Source organism: Cellvibrio japonicus Ueda107 (assembly GCF_000019225.1).
Classification (GTDB): Bacteria; Pseudomonadota; Gammaproteobacteria; order Pseudomonadales; family Cellvibrionaceae; genus Cellvibrio; species Cellvibrio japonicus.
This window is the reverse complement of the sequence record NC_010995.1, coordinates 409,569-428,330: the sequence shown is the minus strand read 5'-3', so window position 1 is coordinate 428,330 and position 18,762 is coordinate 409,569. Positions and strand designations below refer to the sequence as shown.

Below are 18,762 nucleotides of genomic sequence, written 5' to 3'. Positions count from 1 at the left end.
GATAATTTCATGAAACCTAATCGGCTCACTTATAACAAACGTGATCTCATCGTTAGCTGTTTTTTATTGATCAGCTTTTTGTTTTGCACAACAAGTCATGCGCAAACATGGACAGAAACATACTTCCGCGGCACTCCCAACAATTGGGGTGCAACTCCCATGATGTTCAACATCACAAATGGACTCTGGGAGACACAGCAGACATTTTCAGGCACCACCCCCCGTTTCAAAATCAGCCGATTTACCAATAACTGGAATGAGGCCTATCCAGCTCAGGATTACACCATCACTGGTGGGGAAGGTGAATATACCATCACCTTCAACGACGCCACCAAAGCCATCAGCGCCACGAAACTCGCCACCATCCCATCTGCCAACCTGATCTGCTATAACAACCCGAGCCATCATGCCAACCCAACCATTTATTTTTGGAATCCATCCCCGGCAGGATCAGTGACTCCACTGCCCAACTGGCCCGGCCAAGCCATGAGCCAGTATGGCAATTTCTATTGTTACAACCTGAGCCCATTGCTAAATAACGACACCATGCCCGCATCTTTGCAGGTTATTTTCAGCAATAGCGGCAGCCAGCAGACAGCCAACCTCACCTATACTGGCACTGGCTGCTATGAAAACGGAACCTGGAAAAATCTCTCTGCGTGCGGTCTGGTAAATACAAGTTCAAGTTCAAGTTCAAGTTCAAGTTCAAGTTCAAGTTCAAGTTCAAGTTCAAGTTCAAGCAACACATCAAATTCCAGTAGTTCGTCTGGCGCAAGCAGCTCATCAAGCCAGATCACCTCTACCAGCTCCAGCAGCTCATCATCCCTGAATATACCAAGTAGTCTATCCTCTTCCAGCCTGTACGCGACAAATGATCACCGCATTTGTTATCGCACTCCGGCTAATCACACCCAACCCACCATTTATTTTTGGGCACCGTCACCCGCCGGCTCGGTCACGCCCTTACCTAGCTGGCCGGGGCAGGCAATGAGCCAATCCGGTACCCTTTCCTGTTATGACCTTTCACCATTGCTCAATAACAATCTCATGCCTTCATCCCTGAAGGTCATCTTTAGTAACAACGGCAGCCAACAAACAGCCGATCTCACCTATAACGGTACAGCCTGCTACGATAATGGCATCTGGAAAAGCCTGTTGGCCTGCGGATTATCAAGCAACAGTTCATCCAGTAGCTCTTCTACCAGTAGCCACTCACAGAGCTCCAGTAGTGCTGCAATCTCTAGCAATGCCAGCACTTCTTCGACATCAAGCAATCTGCCAACAACAGATAATCGTATTTGCTACCGCAATCCAGCAAACCATACAACGCCTACGATTTACTTCTGGAATCCATCACCTGCCGGTTCTGTCACACCTATACCCACCTGGCCAGGCCGGTCAATGGTACGCGATGGTAATTTTTATTGTTATGACTTCAGTGAGAATTTATCCAACGCTCAGATGCCCGTATCAATGGGAGTGATCTTCAGTAATAACGGCACAGCACAAACAGCGGATTTAACATATCAACGTGATGCAGCCTGTTATGACAATGGAATATGGAAAAGCCTGCAACAATGTGGCTTGATAATAACCAGCTCTTCCAGTATGTCGGTTTCCAGTTCTTCCCACAGCGCATCACAAAGCAGTACGTCAAGCAGTAGTAGTGTTTCGGGTCGACCAATGGTTGCGAATACCAATGTTTGCTATGACAACCCGGACAACCATATAAATCCCACTATTTTTTTCTGGCAACCAGAACCCTCCGACAGGTTAATCGCTTTGCCATCATGGCCCGGCTATGCGATGACCAAACAGGGGAAATTTTACTGCTTTGATTTTAAGCCGCTATTAAAAGACGGTTATATGCCAGATTCACTTAGCATTATTTTCAGCAGCAATGGGCAAAATCAAAGCCCTGATCTACGCTTCAATAATCGAGGATGTTTTGACCAAGGCACATGGAAGCCTTTGCTTGCCTGCGACTTTTCAGAAACTGGATCAAGTTCCAGTACCAGTTCCGCAGCTCCTGGACAGCCATTCATTACTTCCGTACCAGAACCCTTTGCCTACATCGATAATCCCTATTTTTATACAGTCACAGCCACGGCGGAAAATTCGCTGATATTTACATTACTGTCCGCACCAACAGGAATGGCGATCAATTACATAACAGGGGCAATTGAATGGCGTCCCACATCAAATCAACAAGGTGAGCATACGGTTAGCATAGCGGTAACCAATAATGAACTAACATCGACACAAACGTTTACCATTGCAGTTGTTGAGCCACCATTAACGTTGTTTCCTAAAGCCAATGCACAATCCGTTGACCTGACATGGCATGACATCGGGGCAGAGAGCTACAATGTCTACATTTCATCTTCTTCTAATTGTGATGTTAATCATTATATGTTATGCCCAGATGGCGCACTTATCTCCAACATCACATCGCCCTATCGAGTCACTGACCTAAAAAACGGGAAAAACTATTGGTTTATACTTGAAGCCATTAGTAATGGAACTATCTCGCGAGCACCAATGGCAGGCGCTCGTCCTGATCAGTTGATTGCCAATAACACCAATTTTTATCCAGATTATACAACGGTACAGGCATTGGCCACTGCTGACGACGGCACTCTGTACATGGGCGGAGATTTTACTGAAATTGGTGTGCGTACCGGTCATGGTGTCGGTATTAATAGGAAAACCGGTTTTGCTGAAGCCTTTCCCTACGTTAATGGTGAGATTAATGCTGTTGTATCCGATGGTACCGGAGGATGGTATATCGGTGGCACATTCAGTTATGTAGACAATAAACCACGCCATAACCTCGCACACATTCGAGCAGACGGGACTCTCGGTGATTGGGCACCGCAGTTTGGTTACCCGGAGGGCAGTAGAATTTCAGCACTCGCGGTAGATAAAGGCATCATTTATATCGCCGGTCAATTCTCACATATTGAGGGCCTCGCCCGAAATGGATTAGCTGCCATAGCTGCAAATGGCTCTCTGACAGACTGGAATCCAAACGCCAATCCGTTGTATTCGGACTACAATTTTCTTGCACTCACCATTGCTGATGATGTTATTTATATTGGCGGCTACTTTCGCAGTATCAGTCAAACTGAACGCTTAAACATTGCGGCCATAGGTGCAGATGGCATCGTAAAAAATTGGCATCCACGAGTTGGCTCCCATAGCCTGACACCTGTTCGCACACTCGCTGTCCACAACGATGTAGTCTATATCGGTGGAAGTTTTTCACGAGTCAATAATATTGATCGCCTTGATTTGGCGGCGGTGGGTACTGATGGAACACTGATAGATTGGAACCCGGGCTTTTATTTCCTGCCTGGTTATGACAGTTTCATTAATGCACTGGCCATTGAAAATGATACTGTTTATGTAGGAGGACGTTTTCGCAGTATCAATGGTATTGACCGCTGGTATTTGGGGGCTATAGGCACAGATGGCTCACTAAAGGACTGGAGTCCGGTTGCCGGTGGAGAGTTCTTGCAAAGCGAAGGCTCATGGCCAAATATTCGATCCCTCGTTATTGCGGATAACACCATCTATATTAGTGGTCGCTTTACCAGTATCAATGGTATTCCCCGCTCTCATATCGCTGCCCTTGGCCTGGATGGTTCGCTTAAACCCTGGAGCCCCAAAGCAGGCAACGTCATTAACGCCATGGCGATTGCAGGAAACACGGTTTACGTAGCGGGTGCACTGACGTTAATCAATGGTACTCCCCGACAGGGATTAGCTTCCATCAATACCGATGGAACACTCACTGACTGGAATCCAACCAGTGAGGCAAATTTCAATCCTGTGGCGGCACTTGCCATTCTGGACGACACCATTTATGTAGGTGGTCGTTTTACCCGCATTAATGGCACCGAACGCATGCATCTGGCCGCCATTAAAACCGACGGCACACTGACAGACTGGAATCCGGGTGTCGAAGAAACTTATTGGGACTCCATTACTTCTATCGCTATTGTCAATGACACCATTTATGTCGGTGGAAACTTCTCCCGGGTTGGCAGCCAGGAGCGCAACCGCTTGGCTGCTATTGGTCTTGATGGCAGTTTGCGTCCCTGGAATCCCAGCGCCAATGGACGAGTCTGGGCCCTTACGGCAGAGGGCGATACTATTTATGCAGGAGGCGACTTTACCCACATAAACGGCCTCGAGCGAAATCACCTGGTAGCAATCAAGACCGATGGCACCATAACCCCCTGGAACCCTGCTGTCACTGGCGCCCAATCAAAAGCAATCTCGGCGCTCGATATTAACAACGGACTCGTGTATGCCGGCGGCAACTTTACCGCGATTAATGGCATCAACCGCAGGGGGTTAGCGGCTATTAATCCTGACGGAACCATCTCGGATTGGGGGCCAGTTGTAACAGCCCGCTATCCAAATCCATTGCTGATTAATGCCCTGTCGGTCGTGAACGATACGGTCTTTGTCGGTGGAGAGTTTGAAAGCATTAATACATTACCGCGTATCAATGTGGCCGCCATTGGCATTGATGGCACACTTAACCAATGGGCGCCGCACACAATCGCCGATAAAACAACACACCGTACATCACACAGACAAATCTATGCTTTGGCAATTTCTGATAAAGCAGTGTATGCAGGCACCCTATCTAACCGAAACCCCACAGGCTCAACAGATGGTTTTAAAATTCTCGATCTGCCGAAGCAACCGCCGGTTATTCAATCCACACCCGTGTCCTCGACACTGACGGGAATCACATACCACTATCAAGTCGCAGCGGAAGACCCCCAACACAGCCAACTGAATTATGCACTGGCAAATGCGCCACCAGGTATGTTGATCGAGACACAAACGGGGCTTATCCAATGGTTGCCCCAACCCCATCAGGTCGGCAGCCACGCTGTTTCTGTAACAGTAACCAATACGTTCGGTTTAACCGCAACACAACAGTACACCCTGGATGTTGAGCCCCATCTTTATGCGGTTATAACACCGCCCCAATCACCATTACCGGCAGGTGCCAGTATTACGCTGGACGGTACAGGTAGCTCCAACAGCCATGGCAATATCTCTGCTTATCGCTGGACCCGATTGCCCGACTCGGCAGTACTCAGTACGGAAACAACCCTAACATTGACACAATTGCCAGTTGGCCATCACCAATATCAACTGGAAATCGAAGACAGCAGCGGCAATACAGCTAAAACACAGGCATCATTTGTGGTTGGTTACAAACCACTAGCCGTCGCACCCGAATACACCCATGGCTATGCCGGTACGGAAATTTTTATCGACGGCCAGTCCAGCAGCATTGAGCAAGGTTCACTAAGCTATCAATGGTTTATTGATGGAGAATTAATATCCGGAGAAGCCCGCTTTCCATTGAGTTTGCCTGAACCAGGCATATACACACTGGAGCTGGTAATAACATCCGAATTGGGGCTGTCTGACAGTCGCACGATCAACGTAGAAATTCTGGCCGATTTGCACAACCAGTTTGCCTGTGCGTATCAACCCGCTAATGATGACTATTCCTATATTGATAAATATCCCCACGATAATATTCCCTGGCACGGCGGATGGGCCGAGAGTGTGCTTGAAATCCAACGGGCGTTTAACCATGCCCGGCTGCGCGATCCATCGGTCAACCAATATCTGATCATGCCGGAGCAGAGCATCTGGGATGCGATGCCCCTGCCGCAAAAAGGACTCTATCTCATCAATGCCGAACGCGCCGCGCGCGGACTTAAACCCTACTCCGGTTACGATGCAGCGATGAATCAGGTCGCGCAAAGCTATGCCGAATACATTCGCAGCAACAACCAAGTTATCGGCCACTTCAACGATAACCGCACGCCCATGCAGCGTATGCGCACCAACACCTATATTGATACGCATGCCGAAACCTTTATCAGCCTACCGGAATCCCTCGCCAGCACCACAGCATTGAATCGACCGGATAATGAAGTCTATGCGCTGGTCAGGGCAATCTACGGCTGGCTTTATCAGGATAAAGACTGGTTTATCGCCTTTGGCCTGTCCGAGGGTACACCCTGGGGACATCGCAACCAGCTGTTGCAAACCGGTTTGCATGAAAACCATAACGACGCCCACAGCGAAGGGGTCATTGGTTTCGGTCTTGCCCACGGCCTGTATCGACCCGGATCGACCTCACCGACGACACACGGTGCTGTTACTGTCTTTAAAACCATTGACCAAAGCCCAAGCTGGGACAACACACGCATACACACTGCCGATATCAGCCAGGCCCAGGGTTGCCTGCCCTACAGGCTCGATATTGCACAAGATGATCCACTGGTTGCCGGCCTGGAGCGCCTGACCATTTATCCCAGTAGCCTGCATCTGGCTGTAGGCCAGACTGCCGCTCTTTCCATCACTGGCTGGTATCAGGACGGCAGCCAGCGCGACCTGACAACCCTGGGGCAATTTGCAGCAGACGGCTATGCTGTCGCTTCGGTAGCACAAGGCCAGGTGTCTGCGCTGCGCACCGGCCCAGCCCGGATTTACGCCAGGGTTGCCGGGATTGAATCCAATCGCCTCCACCTTAATGTGGGCGAAGCTACCGACAGCAGTCCACTCATAGGCACGCCTGCCGCATCCTTGCGCCCCTACATTGCTGAAAACGCAACAGCAGTCAATTTCAATCCATTAGCCATGGCTGTTTTTACCGGCCTGGTGACGGATCGTTACGGCACACCAATACCCAATACCAAAGTAAGCCTGTTACAGGCACCGGATTACGGTTCAATGACAACCGATAGCGATGGACGTTTTATCCTCGCCGGCCCCGCCGGTGAACAAACGATAGTTTATGAAAAAGAAAATCATCTGGTATTGCAAAGAACAACCGTTGCCGCCAGCAATAGCTGGGCCGCGGTGGAAACCGTTGTACTCCTGCCGCGCGATACGCAAAAAACCTGGATTGATCTCAGCAGTGGAACCGCACAGGTTCACCAATCCAGCACCATCACTGATGCGTTCGGCGAACGCAAAGCGACGGTTGTATTCAACGGGATAAGCTCGGCAGTCATACGTTCAGCAGATGGCAGCCAACGGCCATTGGAACAATTCCTGTTCAGTGCCACCGAATTTGAAACCCCGGCCTCCATGCCAGGCGAACTGCCAACCGAAACGGCATTCACCTGGGCATCCGATCTGCATATCGACGGCACCCACTACACCGATACCGTGCAATTCAACGGCCATGTGGTGATGTATGTCGATAACTTCCTCAATTTTCCCGTGGGTGAAATTGTCCCCATTGGCTACTTTAATCGCCTGAGTTCCCGCTGGATTGCATCGAGCAATGGGGTTGTGGTTCGGTTACTGGATCAGGATGGTGACGGTCTCGTCGATGGTGTCGATTACAATGATGACGGCCTGGCCGATGATCTGAATAACAACGGCAGTACCCTCGACGAAGCCATAGGACTGGCGAATTACAGCGCAGGCACAACCCTCTGGTGGGGCAGTTTTACCCACATGACACCCTACGATTACAACTGGGCCGCCGCAGACGCCGAGGCTCCCGAACCGGTGGACACTGAGCTGGAGGCAGAAGAAGAAAAGGACACCGAGTGCGAAGCCACAGGTTCATTTTTTAAACCCTATCGGCAATCCTTCCACGAAGATATCCGGATTGCAGGCACAGACATAAGATTGCACTACACCAGCCAGCGCACCTCGGGCTATCACCACAAATTACGGGTTGCGGTCAGCGGTAATGATATCCCCGCCTCGCTGGAAAAAATGATTGCGCGCCTGGAAATTGCCGGCCGGGTTTTTGAACAGGAATTCGATCCCGCCCCCAATATCGAAGCCGAATTTATCTGGGACGGCACCCACCCGGATGGCACCCGTGCACAAGATCTGGTCAGCGGTCGCGTCAGTATCGGTTTTGAATATCAAACGTTCTACCTGAGTGCCGGTAACGCCGCCACGGAAGATCAACCCCTTGAGAACTTTCCTGTCGCCTGGGCCACCCTGAGCGATAGGGTTACCCAGGTTCCCGGCAGGGAAAACTTTATTGCCTGGCAACAGCGCGGTATTACCGTAAAAAATACCTATGAACGACAACTGGCAGAAGGCTGGTCATTGTCATCAGTGCACGAGTTCGATCCCAAAGGAACCGTTTACCTTGGCAACGGCGAAGTCGTTGATGTCGCCACACCTTCGCTGATCCTCAAAACCGGCCAAACATTCAGCCATCTCGATAAAGACGACGGTTATTATCAAGCCGGCGGTAAAAATATCGATTACGCGGTTAACGATGAAAATATCCTGGTTGATCGCGTCACCGGATTGGAATGGCAATACCTGCAACCACGCGCTCTTTTCCGTACCACCGATAAACAAGCTGCCATCAACTACTGCGCAAACCAGGCAGAACCACGCAATAGCGGCTGGCGCTTGCCAACAGAAAAAGAGCTTGGTTACAGCATCGACAAATCCGGCCGAGGCGCCGGGCATATCATTTACAGCCTCACACAAGCCAGAAATATCTGGACCCAACTCACACTTAACACCGAGCAACGAGAACTTATCGCCATCTGTGTCCGCGGCACACCGCTGAATGAAACGACGGTTAACGATCTGATACGCAATAGCACCGATAATGTCGTTGTCGATAAAGCCAATGGCCTGATGTGGCAAGACACCAGTGCCAATACCCAACTCAAACTCAATTGGGAAGCCGGTATTCATTACTGCGAATCGCTTGACCATGCCGGATATCACAACTGGCGCCTGCCCAATATCAACGAACTCCTGTACCTACTGCCCAACCAGGTCTTCGAACACCAAACCCATTTTCCAGCCAACACCCCCTGGACAATCACAGCGCCCGAGCGTAAGCCCTACTGGAGTTCCACCACCAACGCTCAAAACGATGACCAGGCCTGGGCCATTGAAAGTATCGCCTTCAACAGCGAACGCTTTAACAAACTGGATAGTTACCATGTTCGCTGTGTGCGGGAAGATGGAACAACCGCAAGAATGCCCTATCGCTTCAACAGCAACGGCCAACACACGGCAACCATTGACATGCTCAGCGGTGCAAAAAGAAACACCCTGGATTACAACGAGCAGGGAGAACTAAGCCGCATAGCCGATCAATTCGGCAACACACTGCACATTGAACGAAATAGCCAGGGCACACCCGTGCGGATCATTGCACCAAACGGCCAGGTCACCTGGCTGAATATCAATGCGCAAAACCAACTTACCCAAATCACCTATGAAGATGGCAGTCACTACCGTTTCAACTATCAGGACGGCGGGCTGCTAACCGAAAAAATCGATCCGCGCAACGAACGCTTTACCCGGCACTACAATGCGATAGGGCGCTTGTCATGGAGTTCAGACCCCATGGGTGGACTCTGGCAACTGTTTGACGAGCGCCTGCCGGACAACACCAGTCGCTACGGTTACACCACGGCAGAAAACAATCGCCATCAAACCACGCGCCAAAAACTGGAAAATGGCGATATACAAACAATCCAGGTCACCAAAACCGGTGGCCAGCATACCCAGCTCACCAGTGCCGATGGCTTATCGGAAACGTCCAGTGCCTACGGGATGACAACCCATATCCATTATGTACTGGACGAAAAAAGCCTACGGCCTGTACCTAACCTGGTTACCGTAAGTACGCCCAGCGGTTTAACCAATATTACCCACCTGACCAAGACCTATGCCGAAAATGGAGCAGATACATCCCGTTATACCCTGGTCACAGAAAATAACAGTAACACCAGTACAACCCAGGTCGATGGCAGAGCCGGTATACACAGCTTCACCTCAGCAGAAGAACGCAGCAATACAACCTACAGCGATCCACAAACCCTGTTGACACAACGCACCCAGGTATCGGGATTACACGACACCCATTATGAATACGACAATCGCGGTCGCCTGACCAAAACCCGCACCAACACCCGTGCAATACACTACGCCTATGATGCCTTCGGCAACCTCAGCGAAATCACCTCTGCCGATGGGCGTAAAACACACTACGAATATGACCTGCTAGGCAGGGTAACCCGAATCACCTATCCCGATGGCCACAGCACACAAACCCGCTACGATGCCAATGGCAATGCGACAAAGGTAATCGTTCCTTCTTTTGCCGAGCACGACATGACCTTCAATGGCGTGAACCTGGTTGAAACCGAAACCCGGCCTGCACCGGAAACCACGCAGTACAGCTACAACCGCGACCGCCAGTTAACAGAAATCAAGCTGCCATCCGGTGAAACCCTGCACTATATTTATCAGGAAGGCCGGCTCGCTCGCCTGCAAACACCGGAGGGTGACACCCACTACCGTTATCAACAAGGCGATCAACTCCACGAAATACAACAAGGCAGTGAAAAGGTTAATTACAGCTACGATGGCACACTGTTGACACAGCAGACCTATCAAGGCCAACTCAACGCAACGATCAACTTTGGTTACAACACAGATTTTCGCGTCAACAACCTCAGCTACGCGGGTGGCAACACAACCCTGAGCTATGACAAGGATGGCCTCCTGACCGGCATTCACGGTTTCACTATTGAACATCACCCCAATAACGGCCTGCCGCAACGTCTCTCACGCGGTCAATGGAATAAAAACTGGCAGTGGAATGCCTATGGTGAAACCACATCGGTTAATTATCGCTGGGGCAGCCAGGTAAACTTTGGCTATGACCTGGAATACAACCTTACAGGTCAGATTGTTCGTAAAACGGAGTATCTGCCGGATGGCAGCACAGCCACTTTCGATTACACCTACGACAACCGTTATCGCCTGACAGAAGTGAAACGGAATAATGAAATAGTCGAGGCTTATGGCTATGACGCCAACGGTAACCGAACGCTGCACACAAGTGTTGATATGGGTATTACCAACCAAAGCGCAACTTACACGCAAGGCGACCAACTGCAAAGCCATGGCAACACCACGTATCTGTATGATGCCAATGGAAGACTGGGCAGCAAGCTGAAAGCAACAGATGATGGGCTGGCCCTGACAACCTATATCTACGGCAGCCAGGGGCAATTACTCCAAGTAGACACACCTGATAAGTCCATCCGTTATCTGCATAACGCTTTGGGTAATCGTGTGGCAAAGCTGGTTAATGGGACGGTTACAGAACAATATTTGTGGCAAGACCTTACGACCTTGCTAGCCATTTATGATGGCAGCGGTAATTTGAAGCAGCGGTTTGAATACACTCTTGGTCACACTCCAACCAGTTTTACACAAAATAACCAGCGGTACTTCATTCATACAGACCATTTAGGTAGCCCACGAATTATCACTGACAGTAATGGCAATATTGTCAAAACCGTTAGCTATGACAGTTATGGCAATATCATTGAAGACAGCAACCCTGAATTCCAAATCCCGTTTGGTTTTGCGGGTGGATTAAAAGACGATGACACCGGCCTGATTCGTTTCGGTTATCGGGACTATGACCCTGAAACTGGTCGCTGGACAGCGAGAGATCCAATTGGATTTGAGGGTGGAGACACGAATCTTTATGGGTATGTATTAGGTGACGCTATCAATTTCATTGACATAGATGGCTTACAAAGAAATACATCCAACTCCTGGAATAGACACCAACAATACTACGGCGGTACTGGCATGACTCGCTCTCAATTGAGTCAACAATACCGAGCTGATCAACTAAAACAATGGGCATCAGGAAGAAACCCAGATCTTCATTGGTGGTTAGGCAATCTACCTGACAACTCACAAATCCAGATAGTTGGTTCTGGTGGTGGCACAAGCAGTTTGATTTTTGGCTATCAGCACCCTTGGATAGAATTTCTAATATGCGAGTGTTTTAGAGCAGCACCACAAAATTACTGTGCGATACCAAATTCTGATGGGCATAGTATCAGTGGGGATCCGAAACATGATCCAAACTGTTTTTGCTACACAAAGAGATATGTAAAATTAGGTTAAATATTTTTTATAGTAAGAAAAAATATGAATGAAAAAATTATTTTTATAGCTGCAATAAGTGAACTATTTTCACTTTACTTTTTTATAAAAATATTAAACTCTAGAGACTCTTTGCTTATGAAAGTAATACTATCAATATTAGTTTTTATTCCAATAATTGGAACAATATTTTACTTTCTCGCTGCCAACTCTCCTCCGCCACAACCTTATAGCCTTCAAAACAAAGGCGACCCATATAGCAATGTTCCAATGAGAGGGGAATACACAGACAGATGGCAATCAAAAATGGAAATTATGAGGTGGGAAATGTCTAACCTGAAAGAAGAAATGGACTTTTACAATGAAGCATGGAAAGAGGACAAAACTGAAACAGCAGTAGGAATTCATATTATTTTTCCTGATGGAAAGCACGATCATATTTCAGATAAATTAGATTTAGAAATAATTGAAAAAGAGATAAAAAAATTGGATTGGCATTCAAATTTTTACCAATTCATTGTAGTTATAAAACCTGGCATATCAATGGAAGTTGGTGGCAGCCTAAATGGCGTTGATGGCCTTTCGGCCATGTATCGAAATCGCATTAATCGTGTTGATGCAGTTATTCGTACCCCACCTGAAGATGTTTCAGAAATGCAGAAAATATTGAAAGTATTTTTAATGCCTGGCGAAGAGTGGAGAAAAAAATATGAATTTAACTTTACTCATTATTAAAATTTATATCATATAAACATGACCTTCAATGGCGTGAACCTGATTGAAACCGAAACCCGGCCTGCACCGGAAACCACGCAGTACAATTACAACCGCGACCGCCAGTTAACAGAAATCAAGCTGCCATCCGGTGAAACCCTGCACTATATTTATCAGGAAGGCCGGCTCGCTCACCTGCAAACACCAGAGGGTGACACCCACTACCGTTATCAACAAGGCGATCAACTCCACGAAATACAACAAGGCAGTGAAAAGGTTAATTACAGCTACGATGGCACACTGTTGACACAGCAGACCTATCAAGGCCAACTCAACGCAACGATCAACTTTGGTTACAACACAGATTTTCGTGTCAACAACCTCAGCTACGCGGGTGGCAACACCAGTCTAAGCTATGACAAGGATGGCCTCCTGACCGGCATTCACGGTTTCACTATTGAACATCACCCCAATAACGGCCTGCCGCAACGTCTCTCACGCGGTCAATGGAATAAAAACTGGCAATGGAATGCCTATGGTGAAACCATATCGGTTAATTATCGCTGGGGCAGCCAGGCAAACTTTGGCTATGATTTGGAATACAACCTTACAGGTCAGATTGTTCGTAAAACGGAGTATCTGCCGGATGGCAGCACAGCCACTTTCGATTACACCTACGACAACCGTTATCGCCTGACAGAAGTGAAACGGAATAATGAAATAGTCGAGGCTTATGGCTATGACGCCAACGGTAACCGAACGCTGCACACCAGCGTTGATATGGGTATTACCAACCAAAGCGCAACTTACACGCAAGGCGACCAACTGCAAAACCATGGCAACACCACGTATCTGTATGATGCCAATGGAAGACTGGGCAGCAAGCTGAAAGCAACAGATGATGGGCTGGCCCTGACAACCTATATCTACGGCAGCCAGGGGCAATTACTCCAAGTAGACACACCTGATAAGTCCATCCGTTATCTGCATAACGCTTTGGGTAATCGTGTGGCAAAGCTGGTTAATGGGACGGTTACAGAACAATATTTGTGGCAAGACCTTACGACCTTGCTAGCCATTTATGATGGCAGCGGTAATTTGAAGCAGCGGTTTGAATACACTCTTGGTCACACTCCAACCAGTTTTACACAAAATAACCAGCGGTACTTCATTCATACAGACCATTTAGGTAGCCCACGAATTATCACTGACAGTAATGGCAATATTGTCAAAACCGTTAGCTATGACAGTTATGGCAATATCATTGAAGACAGCAACCCTGAATTCCAAATCCCGTTTGGTTTTGCGGGTGGATTAAAAGACGATGACACCGGCCTGATTCGTTTCGGTTATCGGGACTATGACCCTGAAACTGGTCGCTGGACAGCGAGAGATCCAATTGGATTTGAGGGTGGAGATACGAATCTTTATGGGTATGTATTGGGCGATCCTATTAATTGGGTTGACATTGATGGATTAGCTCCTGCTTGGGTTGGACCTGTAGCCGCTGTTACCGCAGTTGTAGGCGGTGCTTTAATTGCTTATGGCGGTCCTGTAGCACCATTTGGGCTAGGGCTTGTCCTGATCGCTGGCGGTCTAACCATTTGGGATTGGGCGACAACTCCAGAAGAGCAAATAAAAGAAATTCAACCAAAGCTGGACAGCCTACAAGAAAAAATTGATAAACTTCAAGATGCCATTGACAAAGCTAATTCTTGCCATTAGGCAACTAAAAACAATGAGGACGACATGAAACTCGAAGAAAAATTTGACAAAAAATTCTATAACAGACAAACCAATTATGCATTCCTCTATGTTATTTTTCTAATAGTGCTTACCATTATTTTTGTGTGGACTCTTTTTTTTAAAAACCTTGCAGAATTAAAGATTTTTTTACTTGAAAATCTTAGCGAGGAGTCTGCCAATTTAATCTTTAATCTTATTAAAAATATGTTTTCTTCATTTATATTATCACTCCTTCCATTTTTTATTATTCCATCCTTATGGTTATTGGTAGCGAGTTATAGATGCCAGAAATTGGCAGAGAAAATAGCAGATTACAAAAAAACATAAACACCTGCTATTGCCACAATGCCCTGGGTAATCGTGTAGCAAAGCTGGTTAATGGGACGGTTACAGAACAATATTTGTGGCAAGACCTTACGACCTTGCTAGCCACTTATGATGGCAGCGGTAATTTGAAGCAGCGGTTTGAATACACTCTTGGTCACACTCCAACCAGTTTTACCCAAAGTGATCAGCGTTATTTTATTCAAACCGATCACTTGGGTAGCCCGAGGGTGATTACCGATAGCAGTGGCAATATTATCAAAACCATCAGCTATGACAGTTATGGCAATATCGTAAACGCCTAACTAACCCCATCCTTGTAATTCCACGGTAATAATGCCTCGATCTGTTCGAGGCTTGTCGCATTGGGTAATTCAGTGAAGATTGTTTTTAAAGTAAGCACCTAACCAACAGCACTCTACCTACAATTCCATTTTTCAACTAGCGTACAGCCTCCCAACCAATAGGAGGCTTTATGAAAAAACGCACGCGTGACCAATGGCAGGAACTATTTACACAGCACAATACCAGCGGTGTATCAGCAGCAGAGTTCTGTAAACAGCATAATCTGTGCCCCAAATACTTCAGTCTGCGCCGCAAGCAATTGGTGAGGGCGGTTGGTAACATGGAAACCGGCTTTGTTCGTGTTAACGTGAAACCGGAAACGAAGCCTGGTGTTTCCGGGGTGATGACAAGTGCCCTGGTCATTCACAGTAACGCTGGCAAGCTGGAATTCGGTGTATTGCCACCCCCCCAATGGCTGGCCCACTGGCTCAGGGAGCTGGCATGATCCAGTGGGAAGATGTACCGGTCTATGTCCATCGTCTGCCGGTGGATTTTCGTAAATCGATTAACGGGTTGAGTGTACTGGTGCAGGAATCCATGGGTCTGGATGCATTTTCACCCGCCGTGTTTGTGTTTGGTAGTCGCAGCCGCAACAAAATCAAAATCCTGTATTGGGATAAAACCGGGTTCTGCCTGTGGTACAAGCGGCTGGAAAAAGATAAATTCAAATGGCCACGCCGGGGTGATGCTGTGTTATCACTGACTCACGAACAGTTTGATTGGCTGTTGCGCGGGTTAGATATTGAAAAGCTTCAACCACACACAGAAAAATATTTCTTCTCGGCGAATTAGTGCTATCAACCTGCGCAGGTTTTTTATAAGATGTGTGGATGGAAAACAAACCCGATCTTCTGCAAGAAAATATTGATCTGCAAAAAATAGTTGCCGATAAAGACGATATTATTTCAGCGCAGGAAAAATCCCTTCAAAACAAAGAAAAACGTATTCGTATTCTTGAAGAATATATCCTCTCGCTCCAGCAAAAACAATTTGGCAGCTCCAGTGAAAAGCAGGACGTGATCCAGTCGGAGCTGGTGTTTACCGAGGCGGAAGATACAGCGGAAGCTGAAGTCCCTGAGCAAGCCGATGCATTTGCCGATGCCACGGTGGTGGCAGAACACAAGCGCAAGAAAAAACGTGCATCTATTCCCAAAGAGTTACCCCGCATCGAGATTATCCATGATCTGCCCGAGGGTCAAAAATGTTGTCCGCACGATGGTGCTGAATTAAAACCTATCGGTTTTGAATCCCATGAACAATTGGACATTATTCCCGCCAGTGTTCGGGTGTTACATCACAAGCGTTTGAAATACGCTTGCCCGTGTTGCGAAAACTATCTTGTGACTGCAAGGAAACCTTCGCAACCCATTGAAAAAAGCATCGCCTCACCCGGCCTTCTGGCCCATATCGCCACGCAAAAATATGTGGATGCCTTACCGCTGTATCGCCAAACGGAGATCTTCAAACGTATTGGCGTGGAGATGGATCGTACGACACTTGCCAACTGGATGGTTCGCTGCGGCGCCATCGTACAACCATTGATTAATCTGATCCATGAAAGAATGTTGGAGCAAGCGATTCTTCATGCAGATGAAACGCGAGTGCAAGTATTGAATGAAACGGGGCGTGCGGCTGAAACGCAAAGCTTTATGTGGGTATTGCGCAGTACACAACCGGCTTGTGCAGCGGTGCTCTACCACTATGACCCCACACGCAGTGGTAAGGTGATCACGGAATTGCTGCATGATTTTGATGGCGCTCTCATGACCGACGGTTACGCGGCTTATAACGCACCCTGTGAAAAAAATAGTATTACCCATTTAGCCTGTTGGGCGCATGCGCGGCGAAAATTTATCGAGGCACAAAAAATCCAGAAGGCGGGAAAAACCGGCAAAGCAGATCAGGCGATTGCGTTTATCCAGCAGCTTTATGGAATAGAAAAATCGATAAAAGACAAAACGCCGGAAGAAAAATATCAGCTGAGGCAAACACAATCGCTGCCGATGTTACAAAAAATAAAAGCCTGGTTAGATAAAAGTATAGCCCATGCGCTACCACAATCGTTAATTGGAAAAGCGTTGCATTATCTGCATGAGCAATGGCCAAAATTGATTTGCTATGTGGAGTCGGGGGATTACCCGATAGATAACAATGCGGCGGAGAATGCCATTCGTCCGTTTGTGATTGGGCGTAAAAACTGGCTCTTCTCTGCCAGTCCCAAAGGGGCCGCAGCGAGTGCGAATTTATACAGCGTGATTGAAACGGCCAAAGCGAATGGACTTGAGCCCTATACCTATTTGCGAAAAGTCTTTTCTGAACTTCCGCAGGCTACGAGCCTTGAGCAAATCGAGGCATTGTTGCCATGGAATGTCAAAAGTGGTGTTGATTAGGCGCTTACTTTTTAAATACCCATAATGCTCCAGCCCATTGTAAGCACCTAACCAACTGTAGTGGTCAACAAAAACCGGACAAAAAGTTAAGCACACTTTTCAAATTCAATCGGGCTTTTGTAGCCCAGAGTTGAATGTGGTCTTCGCGAGTTATACCAGGTCACAATATAAGCTCGCACATCCCGAATCGCATCTTCTCGATAGCGATATAAATTATCCCTGATCCACTCCCGTTTCAGGCTGCTAAAGAAGCGCTCCACAACAGCATTGTCCCAACAATTTCCCTTGCGGCTCATGGAACACACAATACCGTGTTGCTTCAATGAAGCCTGATACTTCAGGCTCGCATATTGCGAACCACGATCCGAGTGGTGGATGAGTCCCGCCGATGGCTTGCGCATATTCACCGCCATCATCAATGCACGGATCACCAGCGATTTCGTTTGCCGTTTATCCATGCACCAGCCAACAACCCGCCGCGAATACAGGTCAATCACCACCGCCAGGTACAGCCATCCTTCCACTGTCCAAATATAAGTAATGTCAGCCGCCCAGGCTTGATTCGGTGTAACCGGATTGAACTGCCGATCAAGTATATTCTCCGCTACCGGCAATTTATGGTTGCTGTTGGTGGTAATGCGAAACTTACGCTTCTGTTTAACTACCAGCCCCCGCTTTTTCATCAGTCGTCGTACCCGATACCGCCCCGCCGCAAAACCTTGGGCCTGTAATCGCCGCGCCATGCGTCTGCTGCCCATGCTGCTGTTGGATTCAACAAACAATGCGCGCATGCAGGTTTCAAGCCTCTGCTGTTCCGGATCAGGCTTATCCTGTTGCTGTCCCAGCCACTCGTAATAACGACTGCGACTGACACTTAGCATGCGACACAAGTGTTTTACCCGGCAGCGCGAAGCATGCTCTCGAATAAACGCAAATCTCACCGCATATGCTTCGCGAAGTAGCTGCTGGCTTTTTTTAAAATATCATTGTCCAGTTGTAGCTCGCGCACTTGTTTTTCAAGTTCACGGATACGTTTTTGCTCGGGGGTCATCCCGGCTTTTCCCTGATAATCACTAAAAGGCTGAGCTTCATGCTCTTTTAGCCAGCGGCGTAGCATATTGTGATTGATATCCAGATGGGCCGCTGCCTCACCTATACTGAAGCCTTGATCCCGAACCAGGGCGATAGCTTCAAGTTTGTATTCAGGCGTATATTTCTTTCGTGTTTGCTTGGTCATAGGACACCTTGATGTTTTACGGTATTATCCGCTTAA

General features: G+C 47.9%; 10 protein-coding genes. 8 read left to right on the top strand and 2 right to left on the bottom strand.

Annotation, left to right across the window (positions count from 1 at the left end; genetic code table 11):
* Nucleotides 1–159 precede the first annotated feature (159 nt).
* From CJA_RS01685 to tnpC, 8 genes are all read left to right on the top strand, one after another.
* The gene (locus tag CJA_RS01685; protein WP_158304045.1) at nucleotides 160–11,991 is read left to right on the top strand and encodes a starch-binding protein; all 11,832 of its coding nucleotides are present in this window, start codon (nucleotides 160–162) and stop codon (nucleotides 11,989–11,991) included.
* Nucleotides 11,992–12,015: 24 nt separating this feature from the next.
* Entirely contained in the window at nucleotides 12,016–12,705 is a 690-nt protein-coding gene (locus CJA_RS19270) for a PLD nuclease N-terminal domain-containing protein (protein WP_012486024.1), read from the top strand.
* 33 nt (nucleotides 12,706–12,738) lie between these two features.
* Entirely contained in the window at nucleotides 12,739–14,409 is a 1,671-nt protein-coding gene (locus CJA_RS18510) for an RHS repeat domain-containing protein (RefSeq protein ID WP_158304044.1), read from the top strand.
* A gap of 24 nt (nucleotides 14,410–14,433) precedes the next feature.
* A complete protein-coding gene (locus CJA_RS19510) occupies nucleotides 14,434–14,757 on the top strand; it encodes a hypothetical protein (RefSeq protein WP_012486022.1) in 324 nt (107 codons plus the stop codon).
* Nucleotides 14,712–15,059 (top strand): RHS domain-containing protein, encoded by a 348-nt coding sequence (locus CJA_RS01665; RefSeq protein ID WP_012486021.1) that lies wholly within the window; start codon nucleotides 14,712–14,714, stop codon nucleotides 15,057–15,059. The genes CJA_RS19510 and CJA_RS01665 overlap by 46 nt, the downstream gene beginning before the upstream one ends.
* A 170-nt stretch (nucleotides 15,060–15,229) precedes the next feature.
* Nucleotides 15,230–15,544, top strand: a complete 315-nt coding sequence (tnpA, locus tag CJA_RS01660) for an IS66 family insertion sequence element accessory protein TnpA (RefSeq protein WP_012486020.1) — start codon at nucleotides 15,230–15,232, stop codon at nucleotides 15,542–15,544.
* A complete protein-coding gene (gene tnpB / locus CJA_RS01655) occupies nucleotides 15,541–15,891 on the top strand; it encodes an IS66 family insertion sequence element accessory protein TnpB (protein ID WP_012486019.1) in 351 nt (116 codons plus the stop codon). The genes tnpA and tnpB overlap by 4 nt, the downstream gene beginning before the upstream one ends.
* 38 nt (nucleotides 15,892–15,929) lie before the next feature.
* Nucleotides 15,930–17,489 carry an IS66 family transposase gene (gene tnpC, locus CJA_RS01650; RefSeq protein WP_049765381.1) on the top strand — a complete coding sequence of 520 codons (1,560 nt, stop codon included), beginning with the start codon at nucleotides 15,930–15,932 and terminating at the stop codon, nucleotides 17,487–17,489.
* Between the two features lie 86 nt (nucleotides 17,490–17,575).
* Here tnpC and CJA_RS01645 read toward each other — a convergent pair whose 3' ends face one another.
* On the bottom strand, nucleotides 17,576–18,430 hold the full coding sequence (locus tag CJA_RS01645) for an IS3 family transposase (RefSeq protein WP_012486017.1): 855 nt from the start codon (nucleotides 18,428–18,430) through the stop codon (nucleotides 17,576–17,578).
* Entirely contained in the window at nucleotides 18,427–18,726 is a 300-nt protein-coding gene (locus tag CJA_RS01640) for a transposase (protein ID WP_012486016.1), read from the bottom strand. The genes CJA_RS01645 and CJA_RS01640 overlap by 4 nt, the downstream gene beginning before the upstream one ends.
* Between the last annotated feature and the right edge of the window lie 36 nt (nucleotides 18,727–18,762).

Bases quoted from the DNA above. Each gene is read 5' to 3' on its own strand.
- CJA_RS19270 (WP_012486024.1), top strand. From the start codon at position 12,016: ATGAATGAAAAAATTATTTTTATAGCTGCAATAAGTGAACTATTTTCA.
- tnpA (WP_012486020.1), top strand. From the start codon at position 15,230: ATGAAAAAACGCACGCGTGACCAATGGCAGGAACTATTTACACAGCAC.
- CJA_RS01665 (WP_012486021.1), top strand. From the start codon at position 14,712: ATGCCAGAAATTGGCAGAGAAAATAGCAGATTACAAAAAAACATAAAC.
- CJA_RS01640 (WP_012486016.1), bottom strand. From the start codon at position 18,726: ATGACCAAGCAAACACGAAAGAAATATACGCCTGAATACAAACTTGAA.
- tnpB (WP_012486019.1), top strand. From the start codon at position 15,541: ATGATCCAGTGGGAAGATGTACCGGTCTATGTCCATCGTCTGCCGGTG.
- CJA_RS01685 (WP_158304045.1), top strand. From the start codon at position 160: ATGATGTTCAACATCACAAATGGACTCTGGGAGACACAGCAGACATTT.
- CJA_RS19510 (WP_012486022.1), top strand. From the start codon at position 14,434: ATGAAACTCGAAGAAAAATTTGACAAAAAATTCTATAACAGACAAACC.
- tnpC (WP_049765381.1), top strand. From the start codon at position 15,930: ATGGAAAACAAACCCGATCTTCTGCAAGAAAATATTGATCTGCAAAAA.